The organism is Mesorhizobium sp. M0862, from assembly GCF_040319795.1.
Lineage (GTDB): Bacteria > Pseudomonadota > Alphaproteobacteria > Rhizobiales > Rhizobiaceae > Mesorhizobium.
The window spans coordinates 113,714-133,217 of the sequence record NZ_JAMYOJ010000013.1; the positions used below are offsets into that span (position 1 = coordinate 113,714).

13 protein-coding genes and 1 pseudogene are annotated in these 19,504 nt (G+C 57.5%); 8 read left to right on the forward strand and 6 right to left on the reverse strand.

Annotation, left to right across the window (positions count from 1 at the left end; all coding sequences use genetic code 11):
- Positions 1 to 115: 115 nt before the first annotated feature.
- Both NKI15_RS20450 and NKI15_RS20455 read left to right on the forward strand, forming a co-directional pair.
- Positions 116 to 1,489 carry an FAD-binding oxidoreductase gene (locus NKI15_RS20450; protein ID WP_352515123.1) on the forward strand — a complete coding sequence of 458 codons (1,374 nt, stop codon included), beginning with the start codon at positions 116 to 118 and terminating at the stop codon, positions 1,487 to 1,489.
- A gap of 478 nt (positions 1,490 to 1,967) precedes the next feature.
- The gene (locus NKI15_RS20455) at positions 1,968 to 2,579 is read left to right on the forward strand and encodes an EF-hand domain-containing protein (protein WP_352801050.1); all 612 of its coding nucleotides are present in this window, start codon (positions 1,968 to 1,970) and stop codon (positions 2,577 to 2,579) included.
- 76 nt (positions 2,580 to 2,655) lie between these two features.
- Here NKI15_RS20455 and NKI15_RS20460 read toward each other — a convergent pair whose 3' ends face one another.
- Complete coding sequence (locus NKI15_RS20460; RefSeq protein WP_023750718.1) at positions 2,656 to 4,422, reverse strand: adenylate/guanylate cyclase domain-containing protein; 1,767 nt, start codon at positions 4,420 to 4,422, stop codon at positions 2,656 to 2,658.
- Between the two features lie 201 nt (positions 4,423 to 4,623).
- On the opposite strand from NKI15_RS20460, the gene NKI15_RS20465 reads away from it, so the two are divergent.
- Complete coding sequence (locus NKI15_RS20465) at positions 4,624 to 4,833, forward strand: hypothetical protein (protein ID WP_023707079.1); 210 nt, start codon at positions 4,624 to 4,626, stop codon at positions 4,831 to 4,833.
- Between the two features lie 108 nt (positions 4,834 to 4,941).
- Here NKI15_RS20465 and NKI15_RS20470 read toward each other — a convergent pair whose 3' ends face one another.
- The 5 genes and pseudogenes from NKI15_RS20470 to NKI15_RS20490 form a co-directional block, all read right to left on the reverse strand.
- On the reverse strand, positions 4,942 to 5,271 hold the full coding sequence (locus tag NKI15_RS20470) for a DUF8692 domain-containing protein (RefSeq protein WP_023707078.1): 330 nt from the start codon (positions 5,269 to 5,271) through the stop codon (positions 4,942 to 4,944).
- Positions 5,272 to 5,590: 319 nt separating this feature from the next.
- Positions 5,591 to 6,205 (reverse strand): annotated as a pseudogene (gene arsH, locus NKI15_RS20475) (arsenical resistance protein ArsH).
- Positions 6,206 to 7,240: 1,035 nt separating this feature from the next.
- On the reverse strand, positions 7,241 to 8,563 hold the full coding sequence (locus NKI15_RS20480; protein WP_023701628.1) for an HlyD family type I secretion periplasmic adaptor subunit: 1,323 nt from the start codon (positions 8,561 to 8,563) through the stop codon (positions 7,241 to 7,243).
- Positions 8,560 to 10,248 carry an ATP-binding cassette domain-containing protein gene (locus NKI15_RS20485; protein WP_023707073.1) on the reverse strand — a complete coding sequence of 563 codons (1,689 nt, stop codon included), beginning with the start codon at positions 10,246 to 10,248 and terminating at the stop codon, positions 8,560 to 8,562. Before NKI15_RS20485 ends, NKI15_RS20480 begins: the two co-directional genes overlap by 4 nt.
- Positions 10,249 to 10,262: 14 nt before the next feature.
- Positions 10,263 to 11,843: a hypothetical protein gene (locus tag NKI15_RS20490; protein ID WP_023707072.1), complete on the reverse strand. Its 1,581-nt coding sequence runs from the start codon at positions 11,841 to 11,843 to the stop codon at positions 10,263 to 10,265.
- 409 nt (positions 11,844 to 12,252) lie between these two features.
- On the opposite strand from NKI15_RS20490, the gene NKI15_RS20495 reads away from it, so the two are divergent.
- The 5 genes from NKI15_RS20495 to NKI15_RS20515 all read left to right on the forward strand — a co-directional run bounded on the left by NKI15_RS20495 (position 12,253) and on the right by NKI15_RS20515 (position 19,350).
- The gene (locus tag NKI15_RS20495) at positions 12,253 to 14,262 is read left to right on the forward strand and encodes an ATP-grasp domain-containing protein (RefSeq protein ID WP_245271256.1); all 2,010 of its coding nucleotides are present in this window, start codon (positions 12,253 to 12,255) and stop codon (positions 14,260 to 14,262) included.
- A gap of 16 nt (positions 14,263 to 14,278) precedes the next feature.
- Positions 14,279 to 14,740, forward strand: coding sequence for a hypothetical protein (locus tag NKI15_RS20500; RefSeq protein ID WP_023707070.1), 462 nt, complete (start codon positions 14,279 to 14,281; stop codon positions 14,738 to 14,740).
- Positions 14,741 to 14,768: 28 nt separating this feature from the next.
- Entirely contained in the window at positions 14,769 to 15,794 is a 1,026-nt protein-coding gene (locus tag NKI15_RS20505) for a hypothetical protein (protein WP_023748960.1), read from the forward strand.
- A 251-nt stretch (positions 15,795 to 16,045) separates the two neighbouring features.
- Positions 16,046 to 18,286 (forward strand): CapA family protein, encoded by a 2,241-nt coding sequence (locus tag NKI15_RS20510; RefSeq protein ID WP_023748959.1) that lies wholly within the window; start codon positions 16,046 to 16,048, stop codon positions 18,284 to 18,286.
- A gap of 182 nt (positions 18,287 to 18,468) precedes the next feature.
- Positions 18,469 to 19,350 (forward strand): alpha/beta hydrolase, encoded by an 882-nt coding sequence (locus NKI15_RS20515; RefSeq protein WP_156936529.1) that lies wholly within the window; start codon positions 18,469 to 18,471, stop codon positions 19,348 to 19,350.
- Positions 19,351 to 19,504: the final 154 nt, after the last annotated feature.

The following is a 19,504-nucleotide window of genomic DNA, read 5'->3' on the forward strand; positions in this document are numbered from 1 at the left end:
CCGGTCAACATTGTCAGCTAGGCGGCCCGTGCCGGGAGGCGGCGCGCCAGAAACTATCTGATCAACCTTCGATCCGAACTCGGAAACTCGGTATCGCGATTTCTCGGGGGGTGGAATGAACAGCGGCGCCATTGCCAAATTCGCGCAGGATATCCGAGGCACGCTAATCGGTCGCGATCACGCTGACTATGATGAAGCTCGCAAACTCTATAATGGCATGATCGACAAGCGGCCTCTTCTAATTGCGCGCTGCATGGACGTCGCCGATGTGATTGCTGCGGTGAACTTCGGCCGCGACAGCCAACTCCCCATAGCAATCCGCGGCGGCGGGCACAACGGACCGGGGTTCGGCGGTGTCGACGATGGCCTCGTCATCGACCTCTCGACTATGAAGGGCGTTCGCGTCGATCCACAGAACCGCACGGTGCGGGTCGGGCCTGGTTGCACTACAGGCGACGTGGATCATGCTACCCACGCCTTTGGCCAGGCAGTGCCGTTCGGCATCATCTCGACCACCGGGGTCGCCGGTCTGACGCTGAGCGGCGGCCACGGCTACCTCAGCCGGCAATATGGGCTTGCCGTCGACAATCTCATCCAAGCCGACGTGGTGTTGGCGAACGGGAGTTTCATGACCGCCAGCGAAACCGAGAATGCGGATCTCTTGTGGGCGCTTCGCGGCGGCGGAGGAAACTTCGGCGTCGTGACCAGTTTCTTATTTCGCACGCACCCGGCGAAAATGCTCTATGGCGGGCCGATCATCTTCGATGTTGGCGATGCCGCTGAGGTGATGCGCTGGTATCGTGATTTCCAGGCGAATGCTCCGGAGGATTTCTACATCTTCCTCGGACTGCAATCCGTGCCCGGCGGCGATCCATTTCCGCAGGAGCACTGGAACAAGAAGATGAGCGTCCTCCTTGTCGCGCATAACGGCGAGGGTGGAGAAGCGGCTGTCAATGCCATCCGGGCGGCTCTCCCCAAGCCACTCATCGACTGGGCGGGCCCGATTCCTTACACAGGGTTGCAGACCTTATTCGACGCGCTCTATCCGGCCGGGCAGCAATGGTATTGGAAGGGCGACTTTGTCCGAGCGCTGCCAGATGCCGCCATCCACGCGCATCTCCTGCATGCAAGCAGGGCCGGCCCGGCGTCGTGCATGCATCTTTACCCAATCGACGGGGCGGTGCATCGCCTAGGCAAGGGCGACAGCGCCTGGAACGCTCGTGATGTGACTTGGTCCATGGTGATCGCCGGGATAGATCCAGATCCGGGAATGGCGCCGGTCCTCAAGGAATGGGCCACCGACTACTGGAAAGCTGTGCATCCGTTCGACGTCGGAGGCGCGTATCCCAACTTCATGATGGATGACGAAGGCGAAGAGCGCGTCCAGGCGAGCTTCGGCGACAATTACCCGCGACTCGCCGCGCTAAAGGGCAAGTTCGACCCTACCAACCTTTTCCACATCAACCAGAACATCCGCCCGGCCAGCTAGTGGTCAAATCTAACGCTAGGTACCCGACACGAAAGACAGGATCACAACGTGAACAGGGCAAACTCATAACGGGGCCAACTGCGGAGCACGCTCACAGCACATCATCGGACGCAGCCTCGCAACAATCTGTGCAGTTCCCTAACCAGTCTGCATTCAGGAATGCGAAAGCTGATGAAAGCTAACTGTGGCCTCCGAAAACATCAATGTCCGCTTCTGGTGATGGACGGGAGCGTCGCAATGGCCGAAATTGGGCGCAAAGCTGTCCGGCAGATTTGGGACAGGAACCGGAATGACAGCGCTAAGGCCCGCAAGAAATAGGCGGGCTTCCCTCCTGTGCCGAGGGGAGAAGAAATTATTCCCTGACGAAGTCCCTGATCTACCTCAGACAGGGGCATGCCATGTAACTTCGCCGTGACCTGATCCCGTTCGGGGAACAATCAGATCGAGCTCCAGTTTGGCCTTCCAAGCGAAGGCACTGATGGAGCATGCCATGAGATTTCCACACAGCACGACGGCCGCGGCCGCCGTTTTCATAGTCCTGACCTCCCCCGCGCTCGCCCAGACAAGCGGAACACCATCACCCTCGACACCTGCACCCGCTCCGGCAACCGAACCGCCGGCCGCCGGACAGTTGCCGGATGCGACCGGACAAGCGGATGGACCAACACGCGAAATGATCCGCCAGATGGTTGAGCAAGCTGTCCGGGAGAGAATGCAGCAGGATCGCGGTTCCGAAGAAGGTTTCCGCGAGGAAGATAGTCGCAACTATCAAGGCGGTCGCAACGAGGATGCTGACCGCCACGATGAAGATGGCGGCCGTTGGCAGAACCACGGTGGCCGCGATCGTGGACACAGAATGGCTGGACGCTGGCATCATCAGCTGATGCGCGGTGCCGGCATGCGACTGATGTTCGGGCTGTTGGACACCGATGGCGACGGATCGGTTTCCGAGGACGAGGTTCAACGCGCGGTGGGCAGGATGTTCAGTAGCATTGACGAGAATGGTGACGGCAAGATCGATGCGGACGAGATCCAGTCCTTCATGCATGGCTCCAGCATGCATGGCACTGATAGCGAGGACACGCCGTAGGTCGCGCAAAGGGGGCGTCTATTGGCTGTTCGCCCGGCGGCTAACCAGCACTCTCTCCAGCCTTGCCGCAAACGCGCTATTCCCGCAAGCCCGCCATGCGCCAGCCATCAATAAACGGCTGCGCATCACTCGGGCTCTTGAAAGGTGAGTTCGCCACCAAATCACCGACCTTCCAATTTGGATTGCCCGCAAGAAATAGGCGGGCTTCCTCTTGTGCCTCAGGAACGCGACCGGCAAGGGCAAGCGCGGGAACCAGGTGCTCCCTTGAACCCGTCCCGTACGTTTCTTCCCGGCTCAAGGACGCAACAGCTTCTTCGTAGTGTCCAGAGGAAATCTGAGCCATTCCCATGATCCAGAAATACCAACCGGGTGGACGAGGATTTATACGGAGCGCCGCGCCACACGATATCAGCGCCGCTTGCGGATCGCCTAAGTAGATTTGAAGCTCACCCATCCATGCAACTGCATCTGCATTGTTGGGATTAAGCCGAACGGCAGCATCGAATTGGAATTTTGCTTCGTCCCAATTGCGCTCATAAAGCTGAACGCAGCCCATGATCCTGCGAGCATGGGAATCGTCGGGATCGATCTCCACGGCCCGTTGCGCGTGTATCAGAGCCTTTGCGCGGCCGGGTTCCTGTGGCTCTCCCCAGACAATCCAGCCAAATAGCAGTGAGATGGCAAGATTGGTGTGCCCCTCGCAGTAGTTTGGATCGATCTGAACGGCACGTTCCAAGTCAGCACACGCCTCACTGTTGTCCGATCTGGAATTGTTGCACTTGCCTCGTGACCTAACGCACAGATCATAGGCTTCGAGATTTGACGGTCGGGAACGGGCAACAAGTTTCTTTTCACCAAGCTTGCCAGAAATCGCTTCAACAACGCGTCGGGTGACTTCGTCCTGAACGTCGAATATGTCGGCGCTTTCGCGGTCGAAGCGCTCGGCCCACACGTGATTGCCGCCTTCTGCCGCATTGACAAGCTGCACATTGACGCGCAACCGCTTGTTGGATCGGCGGGCGCTGCCCTCAAGAATATACCTCACACCCAGATCGCGAGCGATCTGACGGACGTCGGTGGGTTTGCCTTTATAGGCGAAGGTGGAGTTGCGGGCGATGACGAAGAAGCCGGACACATTCGACAGATCAGTGATTATGTCCTCCGTCAGCCCGTCGGTGAAAAATTCCTGTTCGGAATCGCCACTCATGTCGATGAAGGGCAGCACGGCAATCGAAGGTTTGTCGGGCGGTGCGAGCGGCTGCGGAGGATTCTGTATAAAAAGGGGCTTGGTTGGTGCTGTGGGCTTTGCCTTGGAGGGAACGCCGACCTGTAGCGAATAAACCCGGACCGGATCGGTGATGTTCTTGAGCTGAACCTCACCGCGATCGTTGATCGCGATATCGAGCCTTGACTTTACCTGCCAATAGGCTTGCTCGGAAAGACAGATATTGCCAGGTTCGCAGATACCTTCTAGGCGCGCGGCGATATTGACGCCATCGCCCATCAGGTCGCCGTCGCGTTCTTGCACGACGTCGCCCAGGTGAATGCCGATACGGAACTCGACGCGGCGATCATCCGGCACCCCGGCATTGCGCTCAACCATGGCATTCTGCACTTCGATCGCGCAGCGCACTGCTTCTACCACGCTGCTGAACTCGACTAGGCTTCCGTCGCCTGTGCGCTTGACGACGCGACCACGATGAACGGCGATTGTGGGATCGATGAGATCGCTGCGCAACGCCCGCAGCCGTGCCAAGATGCGATCTTCATCTGCGCCGGCTAGCCGGCTGTAGCCGACCACATCCGAGACCAGAATCGCTGCTATTTTACGCGTCTGCCTCATGTCGTGCTCCCTCCATCCAGTCTGGCATTACTGCCGAGCCAAAGGAAGCTAGCCCCATCCATTCGTCGGATGATCCGCAACTCCAGTCGTTTGAGATACATGTGGGGCGGATAAAAGCCTCTGACGGCCGTCGGTAAACCGCCTGAACAACGCGCGCTGGATTGCCGACTGCCTTGCGGTGCCACAGAATTCAACCGGTCGATGAAAGCGGACCTTGCGGGCGAGGTCGCAAAGCGCGCTGCGTTACGCATGAATCTCAAGACCCTGGCGGATATGTTCGTCGACCCGCAATCGGTCGAACTCATTCGAGTTGCGAACGGCCGCGGCTTCAGGAGCGGCCTTAATGATGCTTTGAACCGCACCGGCGCCGAAACCGGTGGGACATTGTTCGACCCTGCTGGTCAGCGGTGAAATCACTCCCGGAGTTTGCTATCAACGGCCCTGCCTAACCAAGGAGGAACTGATCCGGTCGTGCTGACGAATTGCGGCAGATGCTGTCATCCCGGAGTGCCAGCGTAATCACCGGTCTGGAGCCGTCGTTTCCGCCCGCCGGTCCAAATACCAGAGCAAGCCGTAGATGAAGATCAGCACTACGGCCAGTTCGAGAGCCTCCTCGAGGTTCGTCTCCACGCGATACCAAAACACCTCTGTGCTTTCGGCTTCCGCGATCTTGCCGCCGACCATTTGCAACCCCACCGCACCGCCGAGAAAGAGCGCGGCGGAGAGCAGCATAAGGACCGTGAGCCGCAGTGGAAGCGAGCGTAGGAACGGAATGAAGGCGGCAAGTCCCAGCAGGCTGATGATCCCGGCCGGCGCCGCCCAGATCCGAGTTCTGCTCTGTTCCGGCACGGTTACAGTAACAGTATCGTTGCTATCCGGGAACAGGGGTTATTGACATGGAGACTTTCCGCAGCGCCTGACGGGTCAACACTCGACCACATGACAAGCACCTGGCGGCAGTGTGACGGTGTCATGACATTTTGTGGCACTGAACAAGCATCGCACAACAGAACGCCGATGGTTGCGTCATCGGTGCGCAGCATCACATCACGCACAACTCTTTCGGCGGCACCGTGACGCTTGGCGGGACGGCAACCGAAATCGACTTCTCGGGCAATATCCTGTCCGGCACGATCACGATCAACAGCGCCGCCGCCAACAACCACGTTCAGGGGAATCGCTCCACCACTGGTGCGGCTGTGGTGGACAATTCCGGCGTTGCAACAAACTTCTTCACCAGTTCCTCCATCACGTCGACAATCCGGTTGTAGTACGACGAGGGCTTCATGCGGTCGGCCTCGTCGAACTTGGCGAAGGCCTTCGCCACTTGACGACTGGGGGATGGTGACCATCCCCATCCATCGCCCGAGAATGCGCAGCTGGTTGACGGCGTTGAAGCTCTGCGAGCCACCCGCACCTGCATCACAGCGAGCGTCCTGCCTTGCGTCGGGCGTATCCCACCCATCGAGAGCGGCAGCCAGTCGATCTGCGCCTTCATTACTCCTGTCATAGACCCGTGCCGTTCCGGAGAGCACCAGACCTGGGCCTCCGACAAAATCGACAGATCCCGCAGTTCCTGGACCTTCGGATGATCGGCAGACGCCGAATCGGGGAGTGGCAGGCCCGAGGGATTGAAGATACGCACCTCGGCACCCAAACGGCGCAGGATACGGGCAGCCTCCTCCGTAGCGAGCCGGGAATAGGACCGTTCGCGCAAAGATCCGTAGAGCATCAGCACGCGCGGTTTGTGAATGGAGCGGGGCGCGTCCAGCAGAGCCTGCATGTCGATCGGCCGAAACTGCTCGTCATAACAAACAAGCGGCAGCTTGCAGGCAGTTGTAATCGGTGGAATGGATTTACGAGTCGAGGCGCCGGACCAGGATGGGCTCACTTGCCTCGAAGTTCAGCCTGTTGGAATGGCGCCGAGGAACGAGTAGTGGTATCTAACGAGCCGGCGGCCCTCGATGTTTGACCGCTCGGCCTGCAACTCTCGTATGTCGTCCCGCAAAGTAGTGGCGCTACCGACCACTTCTAAGGATCAGGAGGACTAGTTTGCACAGTGTCTCAGACCATGCCAACCGATGACTGAGGCCAAGCCTCTATTACCGGCAGAAGATACATATCGTCGTCGGGGGCTAAAGGGCACCTTCCTGATAAAGACTCAACCACCACTGTGTTCCTCATTTTGTCGTCGCCGAGTTCTCTTCCCGATAGGCCATTCCATCCGACGGCATCTCCGTGCATTGAGGAACTGAAAGATCTTTGCCCGCGGTGCATGCTAGCCGCTGGCCTCTTGTCAGTGATAGTAACTATCCAAGCGAATGTTGTCGGTTGCCGACACAGCAATATCTCTCGCAATCTTCGTGCGCGTTCCAGCACGAACCGCCATGGCGCCCCTGCCCCACGCCGCAGGCCAGTGAGACGGCCCACCTGATCCTGGCGCTGATGATCGACGAGGCCATCACCGACGTTCTCGACTCTCCCCCCTGTGAGGACCAAACCACGCACGGCGCAATCGCTGTCCCTTTGGAGGCTGCATAGTCTCCTGCGTTCTGAAATCCTCAACGCCATACTGATGGTGATGCGGCCGGGAAAAATCCTCACCCGCGTCACTGAAATCATTCGTCACGTCTGCGACCCACCAAGACGGCGCAAAAGCCAATCCGCCGCTGCAAGAAGCGCCGTCTTGGTGCAAAGTTAGCGCTTATGGGCTCTTCTCTCACCCCAGCAGGTGCACGCTATCTTTTGAGATGTGGAGGCGCTGAGCTTGCGCACCGCTCACAATCCACCCCAAAGACGGCTGCCCCGATAGCCAATCCTATTGTTCGCGCAGAGCCCGACCCATGGCAGCGTAGACCGGAGCGCTAAGATATTCCCATGCTGACCTCGCTCCAGTCTCGATCATCACTTGTGTGTTCATTCCGGCTTGCAATGCCACGGGCGTCGCCTTCAGGGACTGAGGTGTCAGAGCGATGCGAGCTGCATAAAATGCCTTGCCAGTGCGCGGATCGACCAGCCGGTCTGCTGAAAGGGTGCGGACATCACCGTTCATGGGCTGCTGATACCGCCTGCCCACCGCGCTGAGCCAGATGGTCGCGTGCAGCCCCACTTTCACCTGGTCGACGTCAAGCGGGTCCACGTTGGCAATCACGACGAAGTTGTCGTCGATGGGCACGATATCCATCAGAGGATCGCCTGCTGCTATTACCCCGCCAATGGTGTGAATCTTGAGCCCCACTATGGTGCCTCCGATGGGAGCGCGGATCTCGGTTCTTGTCATCACGTCATCGGCGGCGGCTATTCGTTGAGCGGATTCATATATCTTGGCACGCACCACCCCAAGCTCAGCGACAATGTCGGCCGCCGTGGATGCATTAAGTTCAGCAACCTTGAACTTCGTCTCCTCCATTTTTTGCCTGGCAACGCCAATCGACGCGATATAGCCGCTCAGGTCGCCTCCCACATCCGCCTTTTCAGTCTCCAAATCTGTCAGGCGCGTCCTTACCACCAGTTTTTTTTGATACAGGGCACGAACATCGCCCAGCTGCTCCTCGATCAACTCCAGTTTCCGTGTGGCCGCCACCACCTGCCCTTCATAGCCCTCTATCTCCTTATGCAGGCTTCCGGTCGTTTGCTGCAGCAAGGAAAGTCTCTCACGAAGCAGGGTCTGACGTGTTCGAAAGATACTCTCCTGGCCGGAAACAGCCTCGGCCGCCATTTTACCGGGCTCCTTTAACTCTGGCGGAATCTCGATTGAGTCCTTGCCGTCTCTCTCGGCGATCAACCGTGCCTCGGTAGCTTTCGCCTCGTACCATTGCGCCTTGATCTCGTTCGCAGCGGCCGTAGAAGCAGTGCTCTGCAGTCGTACCAGGACCTGACTTGGCGATACGCGATCGCCCTCCTGAACCAATATCTCGGATACAATCCCACCTTCGAGATGTTGCACTGTCTTTACGTTTGAGGCTACCTCCACCAACCCATTGGCCACAATGGCGCCCTGGATTGGAGCCGCAACAAGCCACATGCCGGTCAGGGTCGAAAAAATTGCGATTATCGCGAAACCGAGAACAATGAAGTTGTTACCAAAGGGCGCAGGATCGTCTCCAGCTTGTTTGGCGTCAACGGCGAGCGGGACTGTCACTTGACGCTCCGCAACTCAGTTTTCTGAGGACGAACCGGGCGCTCCGTGGGATCGGAGAGCTCAGGCGTTCGGCCGCCCAGGATCAGCGTCCGGTCGATTAATCCGGCAAGACGGTTGGTTTGTCCCGACATTGTAATGATTACCGAGCATCCAGACTCCTTCATGACTTTCACCGCCGCTTCAAGCGCCCTTCTCGATGAGCTGTCAAAATTGGCGAAGGGCTCGTCCAGAACGATAAGTCTCGGTGCGCGAAACAGCGCCCTTGCAAGTGCAATTCGTTTCCGTTCGCTGCCGGACAGTCCGACCGTGTCGTCAAGCACGGTGTCATAGCCCTGGCCTAGGCGAATAATAACCTGGTGGATTCCCGCTATTTTTGCCGCAGAAACCACATCGTCTATAGAGCTTTGTTGAAACCGGGCAATATTCTGGGCGACGGTTCCCTCGAACAGTTCGACCTGCTGTGGCAAATAGCCAATAGCCTCGGCTCTAATATAATCCGGAAGCCGGGTGACGTTCATGTCTCCCAGGCGGACCTGTCCGGTCCGTGGCTTGAGCAAACCTATCAGGAGACGGGAAAGCGTTGTCTTGCCGGTAGCTGCGCGCCCGATGACCAATAGCAACTCGCCTGGCGCCAGCGACAGCGACAGTTTCCTGAATACGTCTTCTCGCGATCCCGCGTGCCTGAACGCCACTTCATCAAGAATTAATGTGCCGCGCGGAGTTCCAGGCAGCAACGACGGGCCTCCGTCCGACGGCTTGGCAAGGTCCGCCTTGATCTTTGCATATCCTTCCCGCGCTTCCCTGAAGCCTCTGAACTCTCCAACCGCCTTGCCCACCATCCTGTAGGCAAAATTGGCAATGAGTCGGGCTGCAAACAGGCCGCCGAGCGACGCTTGATCGTTCAGGAACAGCCATATACCGGAGGCCAGCAGAATAATGTAAAGGCTACGGTTCAGCACCCGGATCGCAGCATCGAGGCTCGATCCGCGGGCGTTGAGCCGGTCTCGTTGCAAGAAGCCGTCCACTCGGTTCCTGCCCCAGCGACCAGCGATCGCATCCGCCATTGCGAACGCGCTGACAACGTCTCTATGCCTATCCGCCGAGACCAACACCTCTTTTGCCTGCTTGACGGCATCACGTTCCGCCTGGCGGGGCTCTCGCGTGAAATTTTCTTTCAACAGGCCCAAGCCAATCAGCAAAAGTGTGGCTGCTATTGCGATCAGGAAGAGAACCGGATGGATGAAGTACACACACAACAGGAAAATCGGCGCCCAAACCACGTCCAACCAGGGAGATAGCCCGCGCTCAATAAAGCCCGCGACTTTCTCGATGCTGGCCAGCAGCGGCGGATTGGCGACACCTGACGTCAATCCGGCTTTCACGGACTGGCTGGTCAACTGGTGCTCGATCCATACGCTCCAACGCGAAAGCATGCGACGGCGAATGGTTTCCAGTGCGACGCCGGCTACCAGGGCGAGCAAGGCAGCCAGGGTCAGGATGACAAGGGTTTCAACGCTGCGGCTCGAGATGACCCGGTCGAATATCTGTATGAGATAGAGCGGGCCGGCAAAGCGCAAAACATTGATAAACACGCTGAATACCACCAGAGCCGCAAGGCCGGGTATCGACTTTCTCCACATTTCGCTGAGGGGGCCGCTATACCGACGCCTGCCTCGTGTGTTCATCGGGACACCGTCTTTCACGCGCGTCCAAGGGGAGCGTGCTGATCAGAATGCTCATTGAAGAGGCCAGAGAAATTCATGATCACCGCATCAATGTCATCATGAGCATCCAACGGCGGCGCCTCAAGTGCGTTTTGCAGAGGTCTGTCGTGATGATCGGCCGCCTCAAACATTGACCAGGTTTCATTCAGCAGGTAGGACATCCTGGCAGCCGGGAGCGGAGCGCAGCCGAGGGCCTGCAAGATGCCGCAGAGCGACGACTTGAGGGCACCGCGGCTTTTTGCCAGCACTGCTGCCTCTACTAGTTCCGTGGGCGCCTGCACCGACATGAATGTGGGGATAGAACCCTGGGAAGGCCGCTCAGGCAGAGTGACCAAGATGCTTCCGAATGGACTGGGCCACGTCGCCAGGCTGCCATTGGCATTTACTTCTCCAAGTTCGGCTACAATCAACTCGCGCGCGACCTTTGCCAAGAAATCAATCCGGAGTTGGTGAGAATGGGCTCGATCCACGCCGACCGGCATGGCTGCCTCCGACGATGCCGCAATGCGCCGCAGGTACGGGTTGTTGCTCTGCCCATTGGACAGTTTTTCCGCAGCGCGGGCCCTAAACACAGGACCGAGCGCGCCATCCTGGAGATCCCACGGGGAATAGCAATGCAGCCCGGTAGCTTCCTCAGCCTCTCTCACGCCAAGCGGGGATCGGCCAAGTCTGCCGCTGATGGCCAGCACCTTGTGGCCGGCAGCGCGCAACGTATCCACTCCATACTTTGCACCCATCGCGTCGTAGGACGCGAATATCGTGCCAAGAGCCATGCTGCGAAATGATTCCGCCAGAATTAACTCGGACGTTTCCTTCTGCTGCAGCCCGTCGGCAATCTCGATGACAGCAACGTCGCATCCATTTTCGGCAGCATGGTTCAGCAGGCGGAAAGCGCCCTTTTCGATCATTTCCACCGAGGCAAGATAGGTGGTTGCAAACCCGGCGTCGGTGAAATCAAGAACGATGTCAGCGCCCGCATCGCGCACAATCCAGGTATCGCCACCGGACCCGGTTCCGGTAATCTTCAGCGCGGCAACCTTAAGCCCTGCTCTTTTGAAACCTCTTACCAACGACGTCGCCGTCAATGTCTTTCCCGCGTTCATGGATGTTCCCAGCGACAGGACAATCGGCAGAGAGGGCCGAAGGTCGTCGGAGCTGACCTTGTAATCCCAAACATTCAATCGGCGACCGAACTTGTCCCCGATCAGTCCGAGAGGGGTGATCTTTGTTGGCGCAATCATGCGATCATGTCTGGAAAGCTCACACGCTGCGATGCCCCCCCCCGCCACTAGGTCACATGGTCCGAGATCAGGGCCAATAACAGCTTCGAACTGGTCCGGTGCGTATCTGTTTCCATAACAAATGATTATCTCATCGCCGGGAAACATGATCGCCTTTCTCCCGTTGATCAGCTCCAATCTGCTGTGATTGCCGAGTTTGTCCACACGAGCCAGGACAAGATCGCCTGCGATCGGCTGCAAGGAACCTGTGATCAACGTGCGCATGTGCGAGGCCGCGACCCGGCGAGTCGCGAACGAACGCTTGGCTTTCTTCATGCGCCCGCGCTGAATTCTACAAACAGACATGATACCCACCCCAACACTACTTCATTACGCAGTTCGAGTCTTTTTATTTAAAACTTAATTTAAGATTTGTTTTCCTCTGGCTCCAACCTCCCTTTATTTTTTTGTTGCCTTAACCATTAGCTAACCATAATATAACTGAGGGTTGCGCGCAAGCGATGGAGGCAGGAACCTTTCGTAGAGCAGTCGGAAGGTTAATTCGGGGGCAAAATGTATGGCTATAGTATGCCCAGTTGGGGAATTAGAGCCGTTTGAGATCACCGGGTTCAAGACGCTATCCGGCCTCAATGTGTATAACGCGAATACAGTCGTTAAATTGACGCTTAATTTAGGGCAACTGGCTACTGCCCGCGTCTCCGGTTTTACTCATGAGGTCCGATTGGTGCTTTCCGATCTCTTTCCGGAGTGCGAGCAGGATGCATCGGTAGCTTCGTATCTTGCTGATGCGATCCTGGCCGCGGACCTCGAGCTTCGCCGCGCGATGAATTTTTATTCGTTTCCAACTGTGGCCACGTTGGTGAGCGATCCGTCCGAGAGCAATTCAGTGATCGTCTGGGAGTCGGACGACCCGCAAATGTCGCGCGCGGCCGCGGCGGCTGTCGTTCATGCGGTCAGCGAGGCAACGCGAGATGGGGATGCCACATCGAAGTATTCCCTCGCACGGGAATTGAACCTGGAAAGAGCAAAGAAACGGCGACTTTCAAATTCGACCGCAGTGCTGGTTGCGGCCGCCAAGAGGAACCGCATCCCGTTCGAGTTTGTCGCGCGCAACCACCTTCGTCTCGGCCAAGGCAAAAACCAAAAGCAGCTCTTCTCAACGATATCCGGTTCGACATCGTTTGCGTCCGCGAAAGTGGCCCTCGACAAGAGGCTGGGCAACAGGCTTTTGGCGCAGGCCGGCTTGCCCGTACCGCGCCAGCTTACGGTTCGCAGCAAATCCGAGGCGGTCGCTGCCGCCAAGCAGCTGGGCAAATCTGTGGTGGTGAAACCCGCCCAAGGCAATCAGGGGCGCGGAGTTTCAGTCAAGCTGCGGGGACGCCGCGCTGTTGAAGCCGCGTTCGACATAGCGTGCCAGGTGGCTCAGTCTGACCGGTATGGCGTGCTGGTAGAAGAGTTCATCGCCGGCCCGGAGTATCGAGCGACGATTGTTGATTTTCGTGTCGTGGCGGCAGTCCTATGTTGCCCGCCGCAGGTTACTGGCGACGGCGAAAAAACGCTGCGCCACTTGATCGATGATTTGAATCGGGAACCTGACAGGGACGGCAGGCGTCTGTCGCGTCTGGAAATCGACGACGACCTGCTTAGACACCTGTCATTGCACCATTTTACGATGGAGACTATCCCGATTGCCGGGCAGCAGGTGGTTCTGCGACCAAACGGTCACCTCGCACGCGGAGGCGTACCGGTCGACGTTACAAACTCCGTCCATCCGGACAATCATAAGCTATGTGAACGTATCGCCAGGGTCATTGGGCTCAGTATTGCCGGGTTGGATCTGATCATGCCCGACATTTCGCAATCTCACAAAGATGTCGGGTGCACTGTCATCGAGGTGAACGCTAGACCAGGGATCGAGTTTCATCTTTGGCCGCGGGCCGGCACGGCAAGGGATGTGAGCGAGATAATCCTGGCCAATATGTACGACGATCCGGCTTCATCGGAAGTTGCCACGGTGCTCGTCCTTGGCGACCGGCATACCAGCATGGTGGCAAAAGCGATCGAGCACCGGTTCATGGCAGAGGGGCGGAGCATCGGCCTCTTGTCGAAGAAAGGCGCCTACATCAACACCGCACCACAAGAATTCAGCCAGCGAGCAACACCGCAAATGCTGGCCAGGGATCCTTTATTGGAAGCGCTGGTTTATGCCGCTTCTCCAGCAAGAATCTCGGAGAACGGTCTTGGTCTGGGCGCTTGCCACGCCGTGTCGGTGACGGCGACGGACGTCGAGAATTGCGAGCTTCTCAAAAACCTGGCCAAAGCAGTTTTGAACGCCGGTAACCGGGGCTGTTTTATAGTCCACAATGAGGATTTAGTATCCCGCCAGGCGTTGTCGGCGCTGCCTGTTGAAAGATTGATTCTGACAAGTGCCGAGACTGAGCTTGGCCATGATTTGCGGCGACATCTACAACGCGGTGGATTGGCTCTATCGATGCGGTGGAGCACCGATGGGTCCGGAGCCAAGATGACGCTTGCATCGGGATCTGTCGAGCTGGTTGCGGAACCTGCCACGTTTGCGTCGCGACCGCCGCAGCTCAAGGCTGCCATGCATGCAATGGCAATTTCGTATCTGGCAAAACGGGATGCATGGTTCGATGAGGTGGCGTCGCCACCTTCGAATCGACCTTACGCAAATGGAGTTCAGCAGCAGGCAGGAGTTTCTCTGCTGAGGTAAAAAGGGAGTAGCGTTCATGGATACTGTTTCAGCAACTGCGACACCAAATGTTTCGCAAGGCGACGCGGCAGCACTCGTCGCCTTGGCCCTGCAACGCACCAAGAACAAGGCGGGGGAGCCTAGAACCCGTGCAAGGATGTCTTACAAGACATTCAGGCGCTTGACCGGGCGTCGTATAGGGGGGGCGAAATTTGTGCGGGAGTTCACTGCGGAGATGGTGAACCTGGGCTGGCTGATGGTCCGCATGCCGTCGGCGTATGGCTTCGTGCGCGCAGCGTCCCTAGACAAATGGCCGCTCACAAAATCGGATGTGCTCGCGCAGGAGCTCAAGCTGATCGGTGAGGGATCGATCACGGAAGTGCTGGACAGTGCACGGCGGGAGCTTGGCAAGGCGACTGACGACAGCAGTGCATCGAGCGCCCCCAATGGGTCAACCCGCAAGAAGGGAGAGAAGACAGGTCCGATAGGCATGAATTGACAGGTTTCATTGGGAGAGGGATTGATCGGTGCCAATCGCGCTCAATTGGTACGACGACGGAGAGGAGTTTGACACCAAAAAACTCCTGGCCTTGGAATTCCAGAAGCTGGGTCTGCAGACTCGGGTGCGAGGACCGCTGCTCATCGCGTCGGCGGGGCGTGAGAAATGCCTGCTTCTGGAAGCAGAGACTTGCTTCACGGCTCTTACGGCATTCCGCATATTGAAAGACAAGAGGCTTGCGCGAGCGGCTTTCAAGCGAGCGGGGGTGAGCTTCGCCGAAGGCAAGGTTTTCAAGCTGAGCAACAAAGAAAGCGCACGAGAAAAGGTTATCGAGTTCGGGAAGGCGGTGGTGAAGCCTTTCGACGGGAACAAGGGACGCGGTGTCTCGGTTAACGTAACCGCTGCGACTTTCGACGAAGCATGGAACGCTGCGCTGCAAAGCCTCACAAGCCGCATCCTTGTCGAAAAGTGTTTCACTGGTGGAAGCGAAGCCAGATACTTGGTGATTGACTCGCAATGCGTTGCCGTCGCGAAGCGTGTTCCGCCCTTTTTAATAGGTAACGGGGTCGATTCCGTCAGCCAACTCATAGCTGCCAAGAACAACAGTCGTTTGAACAATCCCCACCTCCGAGATAGGCCTATAATCATTGACGACTACCGCAAACTAATCCTGAGTTCTCAGAAACTGGATCTAAGCTCTATTCCAGGGCGAGGCTGCAAGGTTACGGTGGACTGGAAGAGCAACGCCTCAACCGGCGGCGAAACTACGGAAATCACGGATATCGTTCATCCTAGCATGAAGCGCATAGCGGAACGTGTCGCAAGAACGGTTCAAGGCTTACACGTTGGCGGCATTGATATTCTGGCGCTTGATCATACGTCAAAAGCTGCCGCGGGTAACTACATTGTAATTGAAGCGAATACACGGCCCGATCTTGGAATACACCTTTTCCCGATGTTCGGTCGACCAGTAAATGTCTCTAAGATTATCGCAGAGAGCTGTATCAAACACATGGGGCTTGGTGGCGCCAAGCCCCATGTCGCGAAAACCTAAGGGTGATTGAAGGGTATGCTCAGAGCAACTGAAAGAGCCCAGCGAGCTGGCAATGAAGCCATTGCCACAGCTGCTCCTCCTTCCCAATGCAGCCCAGATTCGGTCGGCATCTCATCAGGCCCTCAGAGTGACGGTCACTGCTTTGCGCACGGGGATGACGGCGAAGCACTAACCACTGCAAGGGAGTAAACATGGCGACTGGCTCTGTTTACATTTGGGAGTCATGTGACTCGGACTTTACTGGCGGCCGCGTGCATCTGGCCAAGGTCGAATTGCCCCATCTCGTCCAGCGGGCCGGAAGGCGCTGCCTGCGCGGGCGGTACGTAGACGTCATCAGCCATCCAGGCAGGGAAGAGGATTGGCCGACCGGCCAGATGAGCGAAGTGTCGCCCGACGAAGACGGCAATTTTTCTTTCCAACCGTCTGGCGGTGGGTTGAAAAGCCCCCATGCCGCCGCGCGTTTTGGCCAGGTAAACGTCTACTTCCACGTCTCCTTGATGAGCCAGCGCATCAACGATGTGCTTCGTTCACTTGGAGTGGGCCCTCTCCCGAAAATCAGGGCGATCGTCAATGCACATCGGCCGAAGCAACGGCAGGGCAGTCGTGAAGACACCAGCAGACGGGTGCCCGTCAAAGGCGCCAGGTATCGTTACCCGGCAAGAATGGAAAACCTCGATGATTTTTCAATTCCCCTCTGCGGAGAGTTGCTCTTTGGACCGGGGCATGGGGTCACCGAAGAAGGGTGGCTGCCGCGAATTTCAGGCGGCGCCTATCTCTGCGATCCATCCCACGACGCCGGCTTGATATACCAGGCGTTCGGGCTTCACGTCGTGCGTCATACCGCTGATGTGCAGGCCGACAGGTTGCGTGCACCGCGTGCCGCGTTCAGCCGACCGGGCGCCCTTGAATATGCCGTGAGCACTTACTTGGCGGCCTCCATGCTATCGAGCCCCCACGTGTCGTGCTGGCATGCTCGCCACGATACCGAGTTTGTGCCTGCCGATAGCCTTGCCAATGATGGCCGCATTGATGATGACGAAATGCAGCCGCAGGAGGCGTTGGTCGCACAGGCCGTCGCGGGGGCGATGTGGGATCTGCACAAGGCATTTCACTGGCACGAATTTGCCTGCATGGAGCTGGTTGTCAGCGCCCTTTTTGAGCTTGGGCGACTTTCCGACAGCCCATTCGCGCCTTCCCGGGTCGGAACCAGGGCAATCAGATCGTCACCACGCAGCTTTGCCTCGTGCCTGCTTCATGCGGACAACGTGAAGTCCGGCGGCCTATACGAGAGGCTGATTCGGGAAATCTTCGAGAAGCGAGGGATAGGCTTTAGTTCGCCCGCGACCAGCATGCTGCTTGCGCCGTCAGTTCCGCCCCTCGCTCACAGCCTCAGCGGCTCTAAACACGTGCAGCGCCACGTTGCCAAAATCCGCGAAAAGTTTTCAGAAGTCATAATTCCGGGTGACGGCGATCTCATCGACCCGGATCAGCTTGAGCAGACTCTATCTTCGTCAACCCGCAGCCATTATCACTTGGCGGCAGTCGGAGACGTAATGACCGGGATGCGGATGCGGCATCGCATCCGCAGATTCGGCCCGGACTATTGCTTCGCCTGGGTCCGCCCAATCCTCAGCCGCTGTACCCTGATTACAGGAAACCAAGAAGGTCCGTTTTCCTCACATTCCGAGAAGGATGAAACCACGCGCAACTACTCTTACAAGGTCGATCCCAAGTCGGCCTCGGTCCTGCGCCGCGCCGGCTTTGCTGCGATGACTGTCGCAAACAACCACATACAGGATTGTGGTCGAGAGGGCGTGATTGAGACCTTGAACACCCTGGAACAACACCATATCAGGCCTTATGGTGGCGGAAGAAACCAGAACGGGGCGCACGATCCCGCGATCTTCGACGGCACAGATATACGTGTCGGACTGCTCGGCTATTACTGGAATCGTCGAACGGCGGCGCATGCTGATCTCCCGGGTTCAGCACAAGATCTAGCGGAACTGGTTGAGCGCGACCTTGCAAGGCTGCGGCCACTGGTCGATCGCATCGCCGTGATGGTACATTGGGGCGTACCATACCAGCGCCAACCTACCGAGGAAGATCGCATGAAAGCACAGCTTTTCATCGATTTGGGAGCAGATGCGGTCATCGGCCATCATCCACATATCCTTCAGCCGGTCGAAATCTATAAAGCTCGGCCGATATTATACAGTGTCGGCAATTTCGCCTTCGGATCGGGAAACAGCAAGGGTGAGTCTATCTTGCCTTGCTTCTACTTTGGCGCTGGGCAGATAGATCTGGATATATATCCAGTTTACGTTCAAAACAGAGATCCGCGCCTCGACTACCAGCCAAAAATAATGGGAGGGGCGGCCGGCCGGGCCACGATCGATCGGCTGCTGGATTTGTCGCCTGGATTGGGCGGTGCAATAGTTGATGTCCAGGACAGATGCCTCAAATTGTCTATCCCCTCGCGCACTGAGTGATCGGATGTCCCCGTTGTAAAGTCGTCTCTCTCCCACCAGACATAGCGAGTCGCGGAAGGCTGTCCTTCGACAAGCACCACCCTATGACTGAAACGAAGTCTTTACCGCCCGGACAGTTTTGATTTGTTTAGAAATTTCTAATGGAATATGGCATAATGCGGATTGTCCAATGGGAGCGACAGGTGCGATTTCTGATCCGTCTGTTGGTTGCGGCGGTAATGGGCTGCAGCCTCATTTATTCGGGCCCCGTTCTTGCCTGGAAGGTGGGCAAGGGTACGACTACAGCAAACATTAACGGGACGAAGCTGACGGTCTATACCTACCACCCCAAGAGCTGCAGCAATCCCGCGATTCTGTTCGTCTTCCATGGGTTGAGCCGAACGGCGTCTTCCTACAGGGACTATGCGCAGTCTCTCGCTGATCGAAACTGCCTGATCATAATGGCGCCGCTCTTTGACTTGGAAAGGTTCCCAAGCTGGAGCTATCAACGTGGGGGGATCGTCAACAGCGGCGCTATTCAGCCGCGGGATCGATGGACCGTCTGGTATGTGAAGGGCCTGGTGAACTGGGCGAGGTCACGAGAGGGGTTGCCGAACGCGCAGTATTACCTTTTCGGGCATTCCGCCGGCGGCCAATTCACTTCTCGTGTTGCGGCCTTCTCCCTGGCCGACGCGAAAAGGTTGGTGGTTGCCAACCCATCCTCATATGTTTTGCCCTCGCTGGCGGAAGCCGTAGCCTATGGGCTCGGCTGCGTGTCCTCGGGATGCGTCTATACGCCGGATGAAGCAACCCAGGAGATGAAAGCGTATCTGGCTTTGCCGCTGACGATCTATCTCGGAGAGGACGATACCGGCGATGTCGACCTAAATGAAAGCGCCGCTGCCATGCGGCAGGGAGCGACCCGCCTGGAGCGGGGGCAGTACACATACGAGTTGGCGCAAGCTGTCGCGACCGCAAACGGGTGGCCGTTTAACTGGCGTATTGTGATCTTGCCGGGAGTCGGGCATTCGGCAAGTGACATGCTGCGGTCCGACCAGGCAGCGAGTGCATTCGGACTCAAATAGCGGGATCTGCGGTCCTGTAGCTCGGCAAGATGTAGATACCTCGATGAGCGAGATAGCCTAGCGCGAGTCGCTTGGTCAAAGTTTGCGCAGCCTGCGGCGGCACGCAATTTAATTAGGATATTCTAATTTAGCAAAGTTTAAACGCGATTCGAGC